The sequence below is a fragment of the Ensifer sp. Root1252 genome, from assembly GCF_001425885.1.
GTDB classification, from domain to species: Bacteria; Pseudomonadota; Alphaproteobacteria; order Rhizobiales; family Rhizobiaceae; genus Ensifer; species Ensifer canadensis.
Genome location: NZ_LMDT01000014.1, coordinates 43,743 through 60,967 on the forward strand (window position 1 = coordinate 43,743; position 17,225 = coordinate 60,967).

General features: G+C 59.5%; 15 protein-coding genes. 7 read left to right on the top strand and 8 right to left on the bottom strand.

Features of this window, described 5'->3' with window-relative positions; translation table 11 throughout:
* Positions 1–3 precede the first annotated feature (3 nt).
* Complete coding sequence (locus ASD02_RS17400; RefSeq protein ID WP_057220963.1) at positions 4–1,725, top strand: beta-fructofuranosidase; 1,722 nt, start codon at positions 4–6, stop codon at positions 1,723–1,725.
* Positions 1,726–1,748: 23 nt separating this feature from the next.
* A complete protein-coding gene (ugpC, locus tag ASD02_RS17405; protein WP_057213855.1) occupies positions 1,749–2,795 on the top strand; it encodes a sn-glycerol-3-phosphate ABC transporter ATP-binding protein UgpC in 1,047 nt (348 codons plus the stop codon).
* Between the two features lie 200 nt (positions 2,796–2,995).
* On the opposite strand, the gene ugpC (ASD02_RS17410) is transcribed toward ugpC (ASD02_RS17405), so the two are convergent.
* From ugpC (ASD02_RS17410) to ASD02_RS17435, 6 genes are all read right to left on the bottom strand, one after another.
* Positions 2,996–4,084 carry a sn-glycerol-3-phosphate ABC transporter ATP-binding protein UgpC gene (gene ugpC, locus ASD02_RS17410; RefSeq protein ID WP_057207705.1) on the bottom strand — a complete coding sequence of 363 codons (1,089 nt, stop codon included), beginning with the start codon at positions 4,082–4,084 and terminating at the stop codon, positions 2,996–2,998.
* Positions 4,085–4,093: 9 nt separating this feature from the next.
* Positions 4,094–6,340, bottom strand: a complete 2,247-nt coding sequence (locus ASD02_RS17415) for a glycoside hydrolase family 2 TIM barrel-domain containing protein (RefSeq protein ID WP_057220964.1) — start codon at positions 6,338–6,340, stop codon at positions 4,094–4,096.
* Positions 6,341–6,351: 11 nt separating this feature from the next.
* Positions 6,352–7,167, bottom strand: coding sequence for a carbohydrate ABC transporter permease (locus ASD02_RS17420; RefSeq protein WP_057220965.1), 816 nt, complete (start codon positions 7,165–7,167; stop codon positions 6,352–6,354).
* Positions 7,164–8,060, bottom strand: a complete 897-nt coding sequence (locus tag ASD02_RS17425) for a sugar ABC transporter permease (RefSeq protein WP_057213861.1) — start codon at positions 8,058–8,060, stop codon at positions 7,164–7,166. Before ASD02_RS17425 ends, ASD02_RS17420 begins: the two co-directional genes overlap by 4 nt.
* A 103-nt stretch (positions 8,061–8,163) precedes the next feature.
* Complete coding sequence (locus tag ASD02_RS17430) at positions 8,164–9,432, bottom strand: sugar ABC transporter substrate-binding protein (protein ID WP_057220966.1); 1,269 nt, start codon at positions 9,430–9,432, stop codon at positions 8,164–8,166.
* Positions 9,433–9,556: 124 nt separating this feature from the next.
* Positions 9,557–10,612, bottom strand: coding sequence for a LacI family DNA-binding transcriptional regulator (locus ASD02_RS17435; RefSeq protein WP_057220967.1), 1,056 nt, complete (start codon positions 10,610–10,612; stop codon positions 9,557–9,559).
* Between the two features lie 139 nt (positions 10,613–10,751).
* Here ASD02_RS17435 and ASD02_RS17440 point away from each other — a divergent pair, with 139 nt between their 5' ends.
* Positions 10,752–11,006 carry a helix-turn-helix domain-containing protein gene (locus tag ASD02_RS17440; RefSeq protein WP_082555558.1) on the top strand — a complete coding sequence of 85 codons (255 nt, stop codon included), beginning with the start codon at positions 10,752–10,754 and terminating at the stop codon, positions 11,004–11,006.
* A 41-nt stretch (positions 11,007–11,047) separates the two neighbouring features.
* Here the strand turns inward: ASD02_RS17440 and ASD02_RS17445 are convergent, their stop codons facing one another.
* Positions 11,048–12,154: an AI-2E family transporter gene (locus ASD02_RS17445; RefSeq protein ID WP_057220968.1), complete on the bottom strand. Its 1,107-nt coding sequence runs from the start codon at positions 12,152–12,154 to the stop codon at positions 11,048–11,050.
* A 412-nt stretch (positions 12,155–12,566) separates the two neighbouring features.
* Here ASD02_RS17445 and ASD02_RS17450 point away from each other — a divergent pair, with 412 nt between their 5' ends.
* The gene (locus ASD02_RS17450; RefSeq protein ID WP_225906447.1) at positions 12,567–13,583 is read left to right on the top strand and encodes an HlyD family secretion protein; all 1,017 of its coding nucleotides are present in this window, start codon (positions 12,567–12,569) and stop codon (positions 13,581–13,583) included.
* Positions 13,573–14,604 carry a DUF2955 domain-containing protein gene (locus ASD02_RS17455; RefSeq protein ID WP_057220970.1) on the top strand — a complete coding sequence of 344 codons (1,032 nt, stop codon included), beginning with the start codon at positions 13,573–13,575 and terminating at the stop codon, positions 14,602–14,604. Before ASD02_RS17450 ends, ASD02_RS17455 begins: the two co-directional genes overlap by 11 nt.
* A gap of 263 nt (positions 14,605–14,867) precedes the next feature.
* On the opposite strand, the gene ASD02_RS38280 is transcribed toward ASD02_RS17455, so the two are convergent.
* Positions 14,868–15,236, bottom strand: a complete 369-nt coding sequence (locus ASD02_RS38280; RefSeq protein ID WP_156408412.1) for a hypothetical protein — start codon at positions 15,234–15,236, stop codon at positions 14,868–14,870.
* A gap of 54 nt (positions 15,237–15,290) precedes the next feature.
* Between ASD02_RS38280 and ASD02_RS17460 the strand changes: the two genes are divergently transcribed.
* Positions 15,291–16,202, top strand: a complete 912-nt coding sequence (locus tag ASD02_RS17460; RefSeq protein WP_057220971.1) for a methionyl-tRNA formyltransferase — start codon at positions 15,291–15,293, stop codon at positions 16,200–16,202.
* 51 nt (positions 16,203–16,253) lie between these two features.
* Positions 16,254–17,225 carry an ATP-grasp domain-containing protein gene (locus ASD02_RS17465; RefSeq protein WP_057220972.1) on the top strand — a complete coding sequence of 324 codons (972 nt, stop codon included), beginning with the start codon at positions 16,254–16,256 and terminating at the stop codon, positions 17,223–17,225.

Here is a 17,225-nt window from a genome sequence, read left to right on the forward strand (position 1 = left end):
TCAATGACAACGCATGCAGAAATCGCTTCGGCCGCCGCGGCAGACGTCGAGAACATCAGCGCAGTCCTTGCGGATGCGACCACGATCCACATCTGGCTCAAAGCGAGACAGATGGGAACATCGGCCGAGATCAAAGCGACCGTGGCCGGCCGCGAAATCGACCGTCTGATGGCGTCCAACAGCGACGAATTCGAGCAGCGCAGCCTGGACCTGGGGCAGGGCGGTCGAACCGTTCTCTCCTATGATCCGACCACAACGCAGGTCTCCGTTGCCTATGCCTTTCAGCACCAGAATGTGCTGACCGAGGGCGTTCAGATCCTGCACAGCAGCCGGGAAAATGCGGCGCCGACGGTCGTCGGCGGGTACCACTTCCGCCCACCCTTCGGATGGATGAACGATCCTAACGGGTTTGGCCGTTTCGGCGACCATGTCCATCTCTTCTACCAGCACTATCCGCACAGCCTGCGCTGGAACACCATGCATTGGGGCCATGCCGTATCGGATGACTACATTCATTGGCGACACTTGCCGATCTTCCTGTTTCCCTCCTCGGACCTTTCGGCCCGCGCCGATGGCCGCGGCGGGGCGTTTTCCGGCTCGGCAATTCCGCTATCGTCAGGTGAACCGGGTATCCGTGTCTTCTTCACGGAGCAGGTCAAGGACCGGGAACCCGAAGAGCAGATCCAATTGACGGCGGTATCGCACGACCAAATCACGGCCGGCGCGCAAGAGATCATTCTTGCCCACCGGCCGTCCGGCCTTGACCTGACGCTCGACTTTCGCGACCCCTATGTCTTCAAGGGCCCGGACCACCTTTGGAAAATGTTGATCGGCAGCCGCGACCGCGCCGGCGGCGTCGTCCTGCTCTACGAATGTGGCGATCCGAACGGTGCTTCCGACTGGACCTTTGTCGGCATTATCCACCGGGAAGACCGGTACGGGATGACGGCGGCGGAGTGCCCATGCATCGTGCCGCTCGACGGCCCGGCTGATGATCCGAAAACGCGCTGGGCGCTCATCTTCGGACTGCTGACGAGCCGCGACCCGCAGACCGGCCGCCGGAACATCACAGCGGCGACTGTCGGCCGCTTCGACGGCCGCAGCTTCGTCAAGGAATTCGAGCAGGAACTGGATTTCGCGACCGATGCCTATGCTTTCCAGGCATTCGTCGATCGATCCGGGCCAATCGGCATCGCCTGGCTTGCCAACTGGACCGAGGTGTCAAAAAAAGTAGACTTTCCAACGGCAATGACACTGCCTCGCCAGCTGCTGCTGGAAAAGGACGCATTGCTGACGCCGCCGGTCGAAACGGTTGCGACGCTGCGTCGTGACCTGATCGACGACAACAAACTCAAGGGGCAGGAGCCTGTCGGCCTTAACAACGGGGCGGTCGAGATCGTCATCGAACTCGCGGGGCCGGGTGCGCAGTTTCATCTCGAGCTTGATCATCCGGACGTTGGCCTCGGCGTTCAGCTCGGAGCGGAAGGCCTGATCATTCACTACGACCTGCCGGACGGCAAGGGCGCACCGCGCTACATCGCTGTCGGGGCGCAACCGTCGACGCTGCGTATTTTCCTCGATGTCGGCTCGATTGAGGTCTTCGCCGACAACGGTCGCTGGACGGGAACGAAACGTCTGCCAGGCTTTGCCGCCGTCAGCACGGCACGCCTATCAGCGCCCGCGGGCAACATTACCGCCGCCACGATCTGGCAACTCGAACTGTGATCGCGCAAGGGGAGGAATAAGCAATGGCATCTGTCACGATCGAACAGGTTAGAAAGCAATATGGCGCCGTTCCGGTTATTCACGATGTTTCCATCGACATCGAGGATGGCGAGTTCGTCACACTCGTCGGGCCCTCTGGATGCGGCAAGTCGACATTGCTGCGTATGCTTGCCGGTCTCGAAGACATCAGCGGTGGCCAGATCCGCATCGGCGGCCGCATCGTCAACAATATCGCGCCCAAAGAACGCGATATCGCCATGGTCTTCCAAAGCTACGCGCTCTATCCGCATATGACTGTGGCGGAGAATATGGGATTTGCGCTGAAGCTGAAGGGACAGGACAAGGCCGCGATCCAAAGCCGGGTAAAGGAGGCGGCCGATATCCTGGCACTCGAACCTTTGCTCGACCGCCTGCCGAAGCAACTTTCCGGCGGCCAGCGCCAACGCGTGGCGATGGGCCGTGCGATCGTCCGTCATCCCCAGGTGTTTCTGTTCGACGAACCGCTGTCGAACCTCGATGCCAAACTGCGCGTAACCATGCGTGCCGAAATCAAGGATCTGCACCAGCGGCTGAAGACAACGACAGTCTACGTCACGCACGATCAGATCGAGGCAATGACAATGGCAGACCGGATCGTCGTCATGCGTGGTGGTGTGGTCGAGCAGATTGGCCGGCCGCTCGACCTCTATGATCGACCCGTAAACACCTTTGTCGCCACGTTCATCGGTTCGCCCGCCATGAACCTTTTCCACGGCTCGATCCTCGATGGGCAGTTCGTCACAGAGGACGGCAAAACGCTTCCGCTGCCGCCGGGTTATTCCGGCGGTGCTGCGCACACCTATGGCATCCGGCCTGAGCATCTGGCTATTGCCGAGAGCGGCATTCCAGCGACAGTCGGCGTGGTGGAGCCGACTGGCGCCGAGACGCATCTGGTCGTCAAGCTCGGCGCATTCGATACGACATTGGTGATCCGCGATCGAATGGAGCTTCGACCCGGGCAGACCGTGGCGATCGCCCCTGATCTGGCGAAAATCCACCTGTTTTCGTCACAGGGCTCGCGATTGAACTGAGACAATGGTTTCGTCAGTTGACGGGTTTCGACGCCGCTTGCGCACAGTTCGATCACTTGCGCGCAAGCGGCGCTTCTTCGAGGTCGGACGGGGGCAGGACAGCCGTTACCCCTTCCTTCGAGCGGCGATGACGCGCGACCATCGGTCGAGCCGAAAAGGCTAGGAAAACGATCGCCTCTGCTACGGAGCCACCGATTTCGCTATCTGAGACGGATGCCATCCTTGTCGAACAGGAAGGACCGTAATGCGGCGATGCCGATGCTGAGGGTTTCGCGACTTGCGATGTTGCGGACGTCACCGTGTTCGATGATGATCCGCTCGCTGTCCGAGACATGAGCGTAGACATAGCTGGTATTGCCGAGGTGCTCTGCGACATCGACCTTGACTGTGAGATCAACATCACCCTTGCCTTCAGCGAGAAAATGCTCGGGGCGAATTCCAAGCGTGACGACGTCGCCGATGGCAACAGATGTCGATGTAACGGGTAGAGTCAACGCGACACCGGGCTGGCTCGTGAGTGCCACAGTCGCGCGGCCGTCTGCGACGTTTGCGACATGGCCTTTCAGAAAGTTCATGCGCGGTGAGCCGATAAAGCCGGCAACAAAGGTGTTTGCCGGGTCGTCGTAGAGATCGAGCGGTGCGCCCACCTGTTCGACGACACCCGACCGCAGGACGACGATCTTGTCGGCCAGCGTCATCGCTTCCACCTGGTCATGCGTCACGTAGATGACGGTCGACTTCAGTTCCTTGTGCAGCTTGGCGATTTCGACGCGCATATGCACACGCAACTCGGCGTCCAGGTTCGACAGCGGCTCGTCGAACAGGAAGACGAGCGGATTGCGCACGATGGCGCGGCCGATCGCGACGCGTTGCCGTTGACCACCCGAGAGCGCTTTCGGCTTGCGATCCAGCAGCGGTTCAAGCTCGAGAATTCGTGCCGCGTCGTTGACCCGGCTATCGACTTCCTCTCTTGCCATACCGGCGAATTTGAGCGCGAAGCCCATATTCTCACGCACCGTCATGTGCGGATAAAGCGCATAGGACTGAAACACCATGGCGATGCCGCGCTTGGAGGGGTCAACGTCGTTCATGACTTCGCCGCCGATTGTGAGCTCGCCGGAGGAGATGTCCTCCAGACCGGCGATCATGCGCAGCAGCGTCGACTTTCCGCAGCCCGATGGGCCAACGAAAACGACGAACTCTCCGGCATCGATCGACAGATCGACACCCTTGATGATTTCGAGCGCGCCGAAGCGCTTGCGAATGTCGGTAAGACGGACTTCGGCCATGGCGGGTACTCAGCTGACGGTAAAGGTGATGGACTGGTTCTCGAAGCGGCGGCTCGTCACCGTTAGTTCGAGCTTGCCCTTGGCCTCGCCGGCCTCGATCCAGAAGCCGGTCGCGCCGCCCTTCAGCGTATGTTCTGAGGGCCCTATGATCCGGCCGGGGCCATCCAGCGAAAGCAGGACAGGCTCTTCGAAATAGGGCAGCAGATTGCCGCATTGATCGAGCGCGCGCACCACCACGCGCACCGCATCCTTTTCGCAAGCGCGAAGCTCCGTATCGTCGGCTACGACCTCCAGCGTCGCCGGGACCGGGTCGGCCGGAAGGGTCAGCGTCTTTACGGCTTTGCCGTCGACGTAGCCGGTAAAGGTACCTTCGCACCAGACTCGACCCCAGGTGCCGAATTCTTCCGCCGTCACGCTGCGCAGGTCGAGCACGACGGGAGGATGCGGCAGATGCGGGTAGTTCTCCCTGTCGGGGTAGATCCGCTTTACCGGCCATTCGCCGAACTTCACTTCGACATAGTCACAGTTCGTCAGCACGATCAGCGGCAGTACACCGCCGATATTGCGTTCGCCGCGTGCCCAGAAGGTCACCGGCTGAAGCACGACATTGTCGTTCGGATCTCCCTGGGAGGCATAGGCATAGGCAGCAAGTTTCGGTATCCGGTACATGTCGAGCACACCGTGATAGCAGATGCGGTCGCCGGCGCCGAAGTCCTTGTGGGTGTTGTAATCGAACATGCACCAACCGGTGGAGCCGGAAATATCCTGGTCGCCGGCAACGGCGTTGAGGATCAAGAGATGACGCGTCACATGCTCGGCCTGGCGCTGTTCCTGGTCGAAGCGCTTGGTCGGATACATGTGGCCGTTGTATTCGGTGATCATATAGGGGATCGGCCGGCGAATGCCCGTCGTCTCCACCCGATCGCGCAGGACCACGCGCCCGCGGTTGTTGCCCGGCAACTCCTCGTTTCCGAGGATGAAATCGTTCATCGTGTAAACGTCTTCGAGCAATTCCGAATTGGTGATGAAGCGTACGCCGCCGGTCTGGCGGGTCGGATCAAGCTCGCGCGCCAGACGGTTGGTCTCCGCGTAGAAGGCGTGGTTGTCCTGGCTTTCGTTAATGCGAACGCCCCAGATGATGATCGAAGGATGGTTCCAGTCACGCTCGATCATGCGGCGCACATTCTCGATCGATTCTTTCTGCCAGGTCTCGCCACCGATATGCTGCCAACCGGGGATCTCCTCGAAAACGAGCAGGCCGATCTCATCGCAGCGCTCGATGAACCACTTCGACTGCGGATAGTGTGATGTGCGCACGACATTGCAGGCGAGTTCATGCTTCAGGATGTCGGCGTCTTTTTCCTGCGCGCGCCGACCCATGGCGTAGCCGGTGTGGGGAAAGGCCTGGTGCCGGTTCAATCCGCGCAGTTTCAATGGTCGACCATTCAGCAGAAAGCCTTCCGGTGTGAAGAGCGCAGTGCGGAAACCGAAACGTTGCGTCAGCACGTCTTCGCCGTACTCTGTCTCAAGTTTGAGCGACAGGGCGTAGAGCACCGGATTGTCGATATCCCAGAGTTCGATATCGGTGAGATCGGGAAAGGCGAGGGCCACCTCGTTGCCATCGAACTTGATCGAGGAAGCCGCAACGTCGCCGCCGCCCCTGCGGCGGATCTTGGCAGAGAGCGTGCCGGACAACGTGTGCCCTTGCGGATTGGCGAGAAAGACGCGAGCGGTGACGGACTTTTTCTCGGCAAGCGCATCCGGCGTCTCAATCTTCACATTGGCGATCGAGACGGGGTTTGTCACTTTCAGCCAGACGTCGCGGTAGATGCCGGCATAGCAGAGGTAGTCGATCTGGCCGCCAAAGGGGGGGATCTCGGGGTTCTCAGAGCCATCGATCTTGACCGTGATCAGGTTTTCGCCACGCGTGAGATGCGGCGTCAGTCGCGCCTCGAAGGGCGTATAGCCGTCCTTGTGCGCGATGATCTCCTGGCCGTTCAGATAGACGACGCTGTCGGCCATGGCGGCATCGAAGATGAGCGAGACTTCGCGCCCCTCGAATTCCGGGCGCCAGTCGAGCCGCTTTTGATAGGTGAAGGGCTTCTGGTAATCGGTCTCGTCGAAGTAGTTGTAAGGCAGCTCGACGGCGCTGTGCGGCAGGCGCACGGTTTCACCCGGCTGAAGTGCTTGCACATGTGCCGGCTCGAAGCCGTGGCGGAAGACCCAGTTGGCATTGAAGTTTTCAGTAATGCGCATTGACGACGTTCCTATTTCACTGAGCCGAGCATGCCCTGTACGAACTGGCGCTGCATGACGAAGAAGACGAGGAGGGTGGGGAGCGTGGCGAGGACCGTGCCGATCATGACCACGCCGTAGTCGGGGTAATAGGCCGAGGCGAGTGAGGAGACGACGAGGGTGATCGTCTTGGTCTCGTTCGACTGGAGGACGATGAGCGGCCAGAGGTAGTTGTTCCAGTTGGTCATGAAGACGATGACGAAGGCGGCCGCGTAGGTCGAGCGCATCACCGGAACGTAGATGTAGAGAAAGATCTGCCATTCCTTGAGGCCGTCGACCTTGGCGGCGTCGCGAAGCTCTGTCTGAAAGGCCTTTGTCGACTGGCGGAAGTAGAAGATGATGAAGGCGGACGCGATCGTCGGCAGCATGATGGCGATATGCGTGTTGATGAGGCCGCTTTTCGCCATCATCATGAACAGCGGGATCATCAGCGCGGCAAACGGCACCATGAGTGTCAGAAGCACGAGCGCGTAGATCCGGTCGCGCGCCTTGGATCTGAACATCTCAAAACCGTAGCCGGCGAGCGACGACACGACGATCGTCAAAAGCGTCGCAAGCACCGCGACCTTCGTGGAGTTCCAGAAAACCAGTGGCACGTCGACCTGTGCGAAGAAGTTGGTGACATTTGTACCGAAGGCATCTCCGATACCCGTTCTGCCGCTAATGATGTCGATCGACTTGTTCGTCGAACTGATCACCATCCAGATGAACGGGAAAATCGACAGGAAGGCTGCAGCCGCGAGGAAGGCGTATTGCAATGCGGTGGCGGCCAGGCGTGAGGCGTTCATGACCGATCCCTCGCCGCGTAGAATTGGAGGAAGGATAGAAGCGCCACCATGATCACGATGACGTAGGAAATGGTTGCCGCGTAGCCGAAGCTCGGCATGAAGCGGAAGGTGAGATTGTAGATATAGAGCGAGAGGGTGATCGTTGCGTTCGCCGGGCCGCCGCGGCCCTCGGTCAGGTTGTAGACTTCGTCGAACAGCTGGATCGTGCCGATGGTCGAGATGATCGTCGTAAACAGGATCACCGGCTTCAGCATTGGTACTGTGATGTAGACGAAGCGAGCCCATGCCGGCACGCCGTCGATCCGCGCCGCCTCGTAGATCGACTTGTCGATGTTCTGCAAGGCAGCAAGGTAAAAGATCATGTTGTAGCCGGTCCAACGCCAGGTGATGGCCAGGATGACGAGCACCTTGGCCCAGAAAGGTTCCGTCAGCCAGCCGATCGGGGTGGCGATCAGGCCGACCGCCAGAAGTCCGGAGTTCACCACGCCATCGACGGAAAACATGCTTTTGAAAAGCACGGAATAGGCAACGAGCGAGGCGACGCAGGGCAGGAAAATGGCGGTGCGGAAAAAGCCGATGAACTTCAGTTTGTCGTTGTTCAAGACCGCGGCAAGCAGAAGCGCCAGCGTGATCATGATCGGCACCTGGACGATGAAAAAGGTGACGGTGTTTTTCAGAGCCTGAAGAAAGACCGGATCGTTCCATAGCCGTGCAACGTTTCCGAAGCCGGCAAACTTCATCATCATTCCCTTGCCCGAGAAGAAGGACAGGTAGAGCGAGCGCAAAATCGGATAGACGAGGAAGATTGCGATGAGAAGCAAGGACGGGGCGATGAACAGCCAACCGTTGAGGTCGTAGTAGCGCTTCAATCCGCCTGTTTTGCCGGCAGCCATGGGTGCCCTCAACGAAAAGGGATGATGTTGCGGAGGGCACGCGACGTGATGGCCGCATGCGCCCGAGCGAGAAGGCAGGCGGTTGCCGCCTGCCTTTGAGCCGTTACTGGATCTGGCCCTGCGCTTGGCTATCGACCGCCTTCAGCACGTCATCGATGGGCGCGCCCTCGCCAAGCGAAGGCAGATGCGCCGTTACTGCCGTGTCCACCTCGTTGGTGAAGACGCCGTAATTGACCGCTGGAACCTTCGCCAACCAGTCGGAGAAGTTCTGCCAGACCTTCTCGCCACCAAAGAATGCATCGGCTTCAGAATAGGCGGGACCGTTGCGGGCCGCGAGCAGCGAGCCGACGGCACCGCGCTCCGTCAGGATCTTCTGATAGAAATCGACGTCCTTGGCATAGACTTCGTTGAGAAAGTCGATGGCTTCGTCCTTCTCGGCGGAGCTGGCGGTTACGTACCAGCTGGAACCACCAAGGTTGGACGCATGCGAGGCGCCCTCGACGTCAAGCTTCGGAATCGGTGCCACGCCCCACTTGCCGGACTGATCGGCCTGGGCCTTGACCGTACCGGTGATCCAAACGCCTGTTGTCACGGTGGCGACATCGCCGGAGGTGAAGGTCGCGACCCATTCCGTCCAGCCGGCAGCCGGCTTATGGATATTGGCCTGCAGGATCTTCTGTTCGGTTTCGAGCGCTGCCTTCAGGGCGGCGTTGTTCTCGATCGAAAGATTGCCGTCCTTATCGAAATACCAGCCGCCGGCGGATTGCATCAGGATGCGGATGAAGCCCGCATCGTTGACGTCGAGGCCGAGCATCTTCTTGCCGGTCTTGGCTTCGACCTGCTTGCCGATCTCGATGAAACGGTCCCAGGTCAGGTCCTGCATATCATCAGGCTTAAAGCCTGCCTGCTCCAGATAGTCCTTGCGGTAGTAGAGGCCGGTGACGCCGGAATCGAACGGCATGCCGTAGACGGCCCCGTCCATCGTCATCAATTGAACCTTGTAGGGCGCGAAGCCGGAAAAATCGACCTTGCTGGAAAGCTCGGCGAAGGCTCCGGGAAAGGACTGGAGGTACTTCTGCGCACCGTAGTCCTCGATCAGCACGATATCCGGCAGCGCGTCAGTGGTGCCCGACGACAGTGCCGTCTGCAGCTTCTGCTCGACATCGGCCTTGGCGAAATCGACGATGTTGAACGTCGTTTCGGGATGCTTCGCGCTATAGCGCGCCGTAGCTTCCTTCATGATCGCAACGTTGAAGTTGGGATCCCAACACCAGATCGTGACTTCCCCGGCAAAGGCGGCGGTGGACGCAAGCAGGCTTGCTGCGGCGAGCACGCCAGCCGCAACGCGCGACAGGTTCGTTTTGCGGTACATCGTTTCCTCCCTAGAAACTTGCTGAGGGCAGGTTCTCCTCTCCTGCCGTCCGCGCAAGATTTACCGAAATTCAGGCAACACGCAAGGAAGATTTAGTAAATATTTATCACGCGCAACGAACAGCTCACAACGACAAGGATTCCAGGGGTTTGCGGCAGCTGTCGCGCCAAACGAGTTCGGTGGCGATGCGTACCTGCTTGCCGTAGCTGCGGCCGGAAAGTCGCTCTAACAACAGATCGACGGCCGTCTCGCCGATATGTTCGCCATGGATGCGCACCGTGGTCAGCGACGGCGTCAGGAACTGGGCAACGGGGATGTCGTTAAAGGATATGACGCCAATGTCGCCCGGGATCGAAAGGCCGAACTCCTGGATCGCCCGATAGGTGCCGATTGCCATGTTGTCGTTGGATGTCACGATCACATCCGGCCGGTCAGTGAGCGACAGCAGATCGCGCGCGAGACGATAGCCGGTTTCGAGCCGGAGGCTCTGACCCGATGAGCAATCGGAGAGCGCCAAAAGCTCAGGCGCGAAGGTGCCGTTCTTCTTGTGCCAGTCGATATAAGCCACACATCGGCGCTCGGCGAAATGCTGGACAGTGCCATTGAGGTTCTCGTGGCTGCCGATAAAGCCGATGCGCTTGTATCCGCTGGACTTCAGAGCGTCGAGGATCTTGCACGTGGCGAGCCCCACATCGGAAAACACGCTGTCGATCAGGTCGCTCCTCGGGTCGAAATCGGCAAAAACGACATGTGGAGCATACTTGCTCAGCCATGCGATCTCGTTGTCGGAATGCTTGCCTATGACGATGACACCCGATGCGCCTGCAAGCAGGGACGCCTCAGGCAGCGCGTCTGAATGGAAGACCTTGACGATCTCCGTCCTCAGGTCGCGGCAGCGGCTTTCGATGCCAAGCCGCACGCCGACGTAATAGGGGTCGGCAATCTCGTCCGAAGGCTCGAGAAAATGCACGATGACGAGCTTGGTCAAAAGGCTGGGGGCAGCCTGTCCGTTCGCCTTGTTGCGATTGCGCGGGGTCTCATAGTTCAGAGCCTCGGCCGTCTCGATGATCGCTTGCCGTTTTGCCGGTGAGATCGACAGGGCGGGGTCGTAGTTGAGCACCCTCGAAACCGTAGCCGACGACACGCCAACACTCTTGGCGATTTCCTTGATAGTGACCATGCCGTCATTCCATTGTTGTCATAGGGCGATCGTTGTCATTGGCGAATGTGCCATATGCAACGGCATTTCGAAATCGTCTTTAGTAAATTTTTACTCAACATTCAATTAGGCGCCAACGCAGGCAAACGCCACGGTCACGATGTATGCGGCGCTCAATCTCATCAGCGGCAAGTGGAAAGGCATGACCCTGTATCATCTTCTCAGGGGTACCTTGCGGTTCAATGCCCTGAAAAGAGAACTCGGTGACTGCTCACAGCGGCTCCTGATCAAGCAGCTAAGGGAACTCGAAGAGGATGGCCTAGTCGAACGCAAGGTGTTCGCAGTCATCCCGCCACAGGGAGGTCCGGGCGAAGTAACGGGCGGCGAAAACCGATGCCAGCACCTGAAATGCTAATCATGCCAACATCGCCAGCAAGCCAAGAGCAATGACCGCGATCATGGAGGCGGATATTCAATTCGCGGCCCGCCCTCAATGGGTTCGTCCCGCAGCCACTCCATGAGCAGTACATAGCCAACAGCCAGGAGCACAGGGCCCACAAACAGGCCGAGAAGCCCGTCAGCGATCATGCCGCCGATTACACCGATCAGAATGATCGGCATTGGAACGTCAAGTCCGCGGCCGAGCATCAATGGCTTGAGGAGGTTGTCGCTGAGCCCGGCAATGATGGTCCAGATCGAAAAGATGATCGCCGGCGTGGTCGCTTCCGTCGCAAGAACATAGGCTATGACAGGTAGCGTTACCAACACCGCCGGCACCTGCACGATGGCAAACAATAGCACCAAAAGCGTCAAAACTCCGGCTGCCGAAAGACCTATTGCAAAAAAGCCTATCCCGATCAGCAGCGACTGGATGACGGCCACGCCGACTACGCCGACCGCCACACCTCGAATCGTCGCGGCCGTCATTGCAACCAGCCGGGTACCTTGTGCCTTGCTGCCGGTGATACGTTCCAACAGACGTCTGGCGAACTCGGTGGCGCCCTCGCCATAGGCGATGAGCACGGCAGCGACTGCGAACGAAAGCACGAATGACAGCTGACCGGCGGCCAAACCGCCCGCGAACGACGCCAGCCATGATGCAATTCCACCCAGCATCTTGCCGTACTTGGCAAGCGCCGCCGGCATGTTTGTCGCAACGAGAGCCCATGTCTCGGTCAGTTTCTGGCCGACCAGCGGGAGGTCGGCAAGCCATGTCGGCGGCGGCGGCACCGTCAGGCTGCTGTCTTGCAAGCCCGAGACGAACTCAAGTATGGAAGATCCAAGCGACGCCACAACCATGACCAATGGAACCAGCAGCAGCGCAACGCTGACCAACCCGATTAACGTCGCCGACCAGCGATTGCCAACCCGGTCGACCAAGCGTTGGTGCAGCGGATAGAGCATGACCGCGAGGATGACCGACCAGAGCAGGATGCCAGCAAAGGGCAATATGATGCGGCTACAGGCAAAGATCAGTAAGGCTACGAGTCCGATCTGAAGTGCAGCGTCGAGCATTCTCAAGAGCGACGGCGCGCGCTCAGGGATTGTCACGTTCGGCTCCATTGTTGCTGGCCCCCTTCCCAGCCAATCCGGATTTCCCAGGTAGCTCGGTACTCTGGCTGATTATTTACCTGTTTCGGTCTTCCTGCAAGACAGACGCAAAAGTGCTCGCTGGACGCGCCTCGAACAGGCCATTTGAGAAGCCGATGCAGCCTCAGCCTGGCGCGGTTTTATGGGTGGGTACCTGGGGTCGCATCGGCGGCCGTTGCGATGGCGACAGCTTAGGACTAAATTGCCAATCCAACGCAGGTGCTGGCGCAAGGAGAGCCTCGGCGCGACGGCCGCGTGATCTTAGGGGGGAAACGTCATGGCGTCGGATGCAACTGAGGCCCCTCATAATGATGCTCCAAATACAGTGAGCGCGCCTGTTAAAGAGAAAAACCCGCAGCGCACGGTCGCAATCACTGTGCTCCTGATGGCTTTGCTTCTGTTCGTCGTGACGGTGTTCATGGAGCGGCGCACTCCTTCTTCCTCGCAGGCGACCGTCAGTGCATACGTCGTTGGCGTAGCGCCGGAGGTTACCGGGCGGGTCATTGAAGTGGGCGTGACCGACAACAGCGCCGTGACGTCCGGCCAGATGCTGTTTCGTCTGGACCCGGAACAGTACCGGCTCGCCGTTGCGGAGGCGGAAGCACGCCTTGCAGGGGTAGGTCAGACGATCGGCGCTTCGACGGCGGCCGTCGATGTCGCCCAGGCCAAGGTGGTGGAGACGAAGGCAGTGCGCGTCAACGTCCAGGATCAAGCCACCCGCGCCATGGAACTTGTCAGGCGCGGAATCTACGCCCAGGCGAAGTATGATGAGGCCGCAGCCGCGCTGGATCAGGCAGATGCAGGCGTGGATGCAGCCACAGCCGAGCTCGTGCGGGCTCAGGAGGAGCTTGGGCCTGCGGGAAAGGACAATCCACAGCTTAAGGAGGCGCTCGCGGCGCTTGAAACCGCTCAGCTTGATCTGCTGCGCACGACGGTTTCAGCGCCGGCGGAAGGCGTCGTCACCAATCTTCAGCTTTCCGTCGGTGGTATGCTTAGCGCTGGCGAGAGTGCAATGACTTTCATCGATACCGGCACGATCTGGATCACCGCCGCGTTTAAGGAAAACAGCCTTGAGATGGTTGCCGCCGGCGACCGTGCGGAGGTGCTTTTCGATGTTCTCCCCGGTCAGATTTTCGCCGGGACCGTTGAAGGCATCGGGATGGGAGTGGCTCAGGGGAGTGTCGACCCGGCAACGGGCCTGCCGAAGATTTCCACAGACACGGGATGGGTGCGAACACCGCAGAGCTTTCCCGTCCGCCTGGTCCTCGACGAAGGGCGGCCCAAGGGCGTTCGGTACGGTTCGCAGGCGAATGTGGTGATCTATACCGGGGACCACCCGATCACCAATGCGCTTGGCAGTCTCTGGATCCGAATTCTGTCGGTCCTGACCTATGTCAGCTGACACGTATCTTTCGCACGAGGAGGACCGCGTCAATGTAAAGCGCAAGGGTCTGCGCATAGCGCTTGCCGTTGCGGTCGGCTTTTCCTGCTCAGTCTATTCGGGGGCTATCATCCCCTTCCTTGGGCCATTGTTTGCAGCACAGTTTCTCATCGCCAGTGATCGCCCTATGCCGTTGCAAAAGGCGTTAGCGGTCACTTTGTTTATTCTTGTCGTCGGAGCACTTCTGCAATTCGTAACGATGCTGACTGGCGACCGGCCGCCGGTTCTGTTGCTACTGCTTGGGCTGATTTACTTTGGATGTTTCTACCAGCAGGCGAACGGCAAGGGCGGCCCCACAATCTTTCTTGTTCTGGTCATTGCGGTTATGGTGCCGCTCCTCACAATTCTGAACGAGGATCTCGGCGACACCATTCTAATGATCCTGGTGCAGGGTGTGGTGACCGGAATGCTCTTGATGTGGCTGGCATATGTCTTTATCCCGGACAAAGGCAGCCCCACTGTTAAGCCGGCGACGGCAGCGACATATCCGCGTGCGGCACACTACGCTGCCGCCAACACCACCATACTCCTGATCGCGGTGGTTGCCTGTCTGACACGCGAAGCGCTAGCCACGGCGATTGTCATTCCGATAACAGTCGTGTCACTGCTCTCACAATTCGACGCAACAGCCAGCACGCGCGCGGCCCTGGGGATCGTGATAACCAATATCACTGGAGGCGTGGCCGCGTCCGTCGCATTCGGGCTGCTTCAGCTACGGCCGTCCCTCATTTTCCTCTTTCTATTGGTCCTGCTGGCCGGCCTGGTATTTGGCGGTCGTGCCGCCATGCGTGCGCCGGCCGCCAAACTTTACGCGGGCGCCTTGACGATCTTCCTCCTCGTATTCGGAACCGGCGTCTCACCGCTTCCGGGGTCTGCCGCCGAGTCCTTCTCCACCCGCGTCACTTACATACTGGTGGCCATCGCCTTTGCCACATTCATGACGACGTTGCTTTGGCCTCGGCAGGAAGGCAGTCGCGATTGAGTGCTTGTCGGCGGCTGACGCGCGCCGATTGATCGCCGCCTCCTCCTTGGCGAGCCGCGGAGGCTGACAACCCAGCGGACATCATCGCGAACAGCGTCAGAGTGCAGCGTCTCTCGCCAACTAACCCCGTAGTCAACGCGAATGGCCGCGGTTGCCGCGACCGCTTGTGGCGGAAAAAGTCGGCTTTTCTATAAGGTCTGATTATTTGAAGGGTCGTAGAGGCCGACACAGAAAATTGGCGTGGGGGCCTTGCCAATTTTCGATCAAGCAGCGTGTGAGCCGTGTAGCGGAATTGATTCAGCATCAAACGGCAAACATTCACGCAGAACGTGAATTGGCCGACTTTTCGGCAAACCCACGATTTGGGACTTTTTCAACAATATCGGCACAAAGAAGCCCTCGCAGGCTTTGAGAACCGCACTAAGTGCTCTTCTTGTCCCATCCAACAGCAGTCTGTCCTGAACATCGATCGGCCCATGCAAATCAAGGCTTTGCGGGCATGAAATCAACACCGGTTCAATTGGGACAGCGGAACAAGCCTTCGCGATGGCCCCGGAAAAGGAGGAACGCGTTTCGTGTCCAACAAATCCACTGGCCTCAATTTTAGTATGATGTAATTTTGACGCAGCCATCCATAGGCTGCATCCCAAGCTTGCCTTTCTCCCTAGGTTACGGAGTTATCATCGATGCGCGTCGCATTCGTCGGGACAGTCGAGGGTTCGAGGATCGCTCTTGAAGCGCTCGTGTCTGTGGGTCGCCCGCCCGGCCTGCTCCTCACCCTTCCCGGTGCAAAAGCAGGTCGACATTCGGATCATGCCGACCTTATGCCGATTGCGCGAAGAGCAGGGATCGATGTTGTCGAAACCTCTGATGTCAACGACGAGGCCACGCTTGCAACCCTCCGACAGTTCGCGCCCGATGTCATCCTTGTCATCGGGTGGTCTCAGATCTGCGGCCCCCAGTTTCGAAGCATCCCTGCACGCGGTTGCCTGGGTTTCCACCCGGCCGCCCTGCCAAGGCTACGGGGGCGGGGAGTCATCCCCTGGACGATACTCTGCAACGAAAAGGTCACGGGATCGACCCTCTTCTGGCTCGATGATGGCATGGATTCCGGCGACATCCTGCTGCAACGATTGTTCGACGTAGCCGCCGACGAGACCGCGCGGACCCTCTACGACAAGCATACGCGCAACCTGTCGGAGATGATCGTCGAGGCGACGGATTTTCTGGAGAAGGGCTCGGCGAAAGGTATCCAGCAAGACGAACAGGGCGCAAGCTATTGCGCGCGCCGAAGAGCCGAGGATGGGTTGATCGATTGGCGAAGTTCGGCCGTGGACATCGAGCGCCTCATTCGCGCCGTCGGCGATCCTTATCCCGGGGCATTCACCTTTTTCGGCGATCGCAAGATCGTTGTCACCCGCGCGACCGTGCACCCGAATGCGGGCAAATATATCGGCCTGACGGGCCAGGTCCAAGTGTACACGAAAGCCGGCTTCCTCGTCTTGTGTGGAGACGGCAATTGCCTGGAAGTCATTGACTGGCAGGGGGATCGGCCAGCGTTACATGGCAAGCTGACGGATGGCCGCCCGGGACTTTAGACAGGGGCAGCTTGAATCCAGGACGACAGGCGCCAACGGAGGGCTTTAACGATGAGCAGACGGGAGTTGTGCGTTCTCTTTTCTTCCGCCGGACGGCGGGTCGAACTCATCCAGTGCTTTCGCGCCGCGGCCGCGCGGCTTGATGTGACGCTGCGAGTAATCGCGTGTGACAGGAGGCCGGAGCTCAGTGCCGCCTGTCATACGGCCGATCGGGCATACGCCGTGCCCAGTTGTGACGACGAGGCGTTCATCGACGCCGTCGCCGACATCTGTCGAACAGAAAACGTCGATCTCGTGGTGCCGACAATCGATCCCGAATTGTTGCCGTTTTCCCTCAACACCGAGCGCTTCGCCGAGGCGGGAACACGGATCCATGTGAGCCAGCCCTTGGTGGTGGAAATCGCCCGGGACAAGCTGCGCACGATGCACACGTTCCACCGGGCGGGCCTCGCCGTCCCACGCACCGATACGCTGGAGAATGCCCGTCAGGCGATCTCCGACTGGACGTGGCCGGTCTTCGTCAAGCCGCGCTCAGGCAGCGCCAGTCGCTCCATCAGTATGATCCGCGACCCAAGCGCTCTTCCCAAAGATTGCGCCGAACCGATGATCGTCCAGGAATACCTCTCCGGCCCCGAATACACGATCAGCATGTTCATCGATCGTGATGGCGTGGCCCGATCTTGCATCGCACACGAACGGCTCTCGGTGCGGGCGGGCGAAGTCGAGAAGGGGCGAACTGTGCGCCTGTCGGAGCTTCCCGCGCTTGCGCGGGGGATGGCTGAGGCACTGCCCGACGCACGCGGCGCCCTCTGCTTTCAGGCAATCGCCGATGCAACCCGCGGATTGCAGGTAATCGAACTCAACGCGCGGTTCGGAGGCGGTTATCCGCTTGCCGATCACGCCGGGGCGTGTTTCGCGCAGTGGCTGCTTGAGGAAGTCGCCGGCCTTCCCGTCAGCGCCAACGACGATTGGCGAGATGGAGTACTCATGTTGCGCTATGATCAGGCTCTTTTTGACGGGTGA

Excerpts from the sequence above, each read along its gene's own strand:
- ASD02_RS17400 (WP_057220963.1), top strand. The coding sequence starts at position 4 with ATGACAACGCATGCAGAAATCGCTTCGGCCGCCGCGGCAGACGTCGAG.
- ugpC (WP_057213855.1), top strand. The coding sequence starts at position 1,749 with ATGGCATCTGTCACGATCGAACAGGTTAGAAAGCAATATGGCGCCGTT.
- ugpC (WP_057207705.1), bottom strand. The coding sequence starts at position 4,084 with ATGGCCGAAGTCCGTCTTACCGACATTCGCAAGCGCTTCGGCGCGCTC.
- ASD02_RS17415 (WP_057220964.1), bottom strand. The coding sequence starts at position 6,340 with ATGCGCATTACTGAAAACTTCAATGCCAACTGGGTCTTCCGCCACGGC.
- ASD02_RS17420 (WP_057220965.1), bottom strand. The coding sequence starts at position 7,167 with ATGAACGCCTCACGCCTGGCCGCCACCGCATTGCAATACGCCTTCCTC.
- ASD02_RS17425 (WP_057213861.1), bottom strand. The coding sequence starts at position 8,060 with ATGGCTGCCGGCAAAACAGGCGGATTGAAGCGCTACTACGACCTCAAC.
- ASD02_RS17430 (WP_057220966.1), bottom strand. The coding sequence starts at position 9,432 with ATGTACCGCAAAACGAACCTGTCGCGCGTTGCGGCTGGCGTGCTCGCC.
- ASD02_RS17435 (WP_057220967.1), bottom strand. The coding sequence starts at position 10,612 with ATGGTCACTATCAAGGAAATCGCCAAGAGTGTTGGCGTGTCGTCGGCT.
- ASD02_RS17440 (WP_082555558.1), top strand. The coding sequence starts at position 10,752 with ATGTATGCGGCGCTCAATCTCATCAGCGGCAAGTGGAAAGGCATGACC.
- ASD02_RS17445 (WP_057220968.1), bottom strand. The coding sequence starts at position 12,154 with ATGGAGCCGAACGTGACAATCCCTGAGCGCGCGCCGTCGCTCTTGAGA.
- ASD02_RS17450 (WP_225906447.1), top strand. The coding sequence starts at position 12,567 with ATGGCTTTGCTTCTGTTCGTCGTGACGGTGTTCATGGAGCGGCGCACT.
- ASD02_RS17455 (WP_057220970.1), top strand. The coding sequence starts at position 13,573 with ATGTCAGCTGACACGTATCTTTCGCACGAGGAGGACCGCGTCAATGTA.
- ASD02_RS38280 (WP_156408412.1), bottom strand. The coding sequence starts at position 15,236 with ATGGCTGCGTCAAAATTACATCATACTAAAATTGAGGCCAGTGGATTT.
- ASD02_RS17460 (WP_057220971.1), top strand. The coding sequence starts at position 15,291 with ATGCGCGTCGCATTCGTCGGGACAGTCGAGGGTTCGAGGATCGCTCTT.
- ASD02_RS17465 (WP_057220972.1), top strand. The coding sequence starts at position 16,254 with ATGAGCAGACGGGAGTTGTGCGTTCTCTTTTCTTCCGCCGGACGGCGG.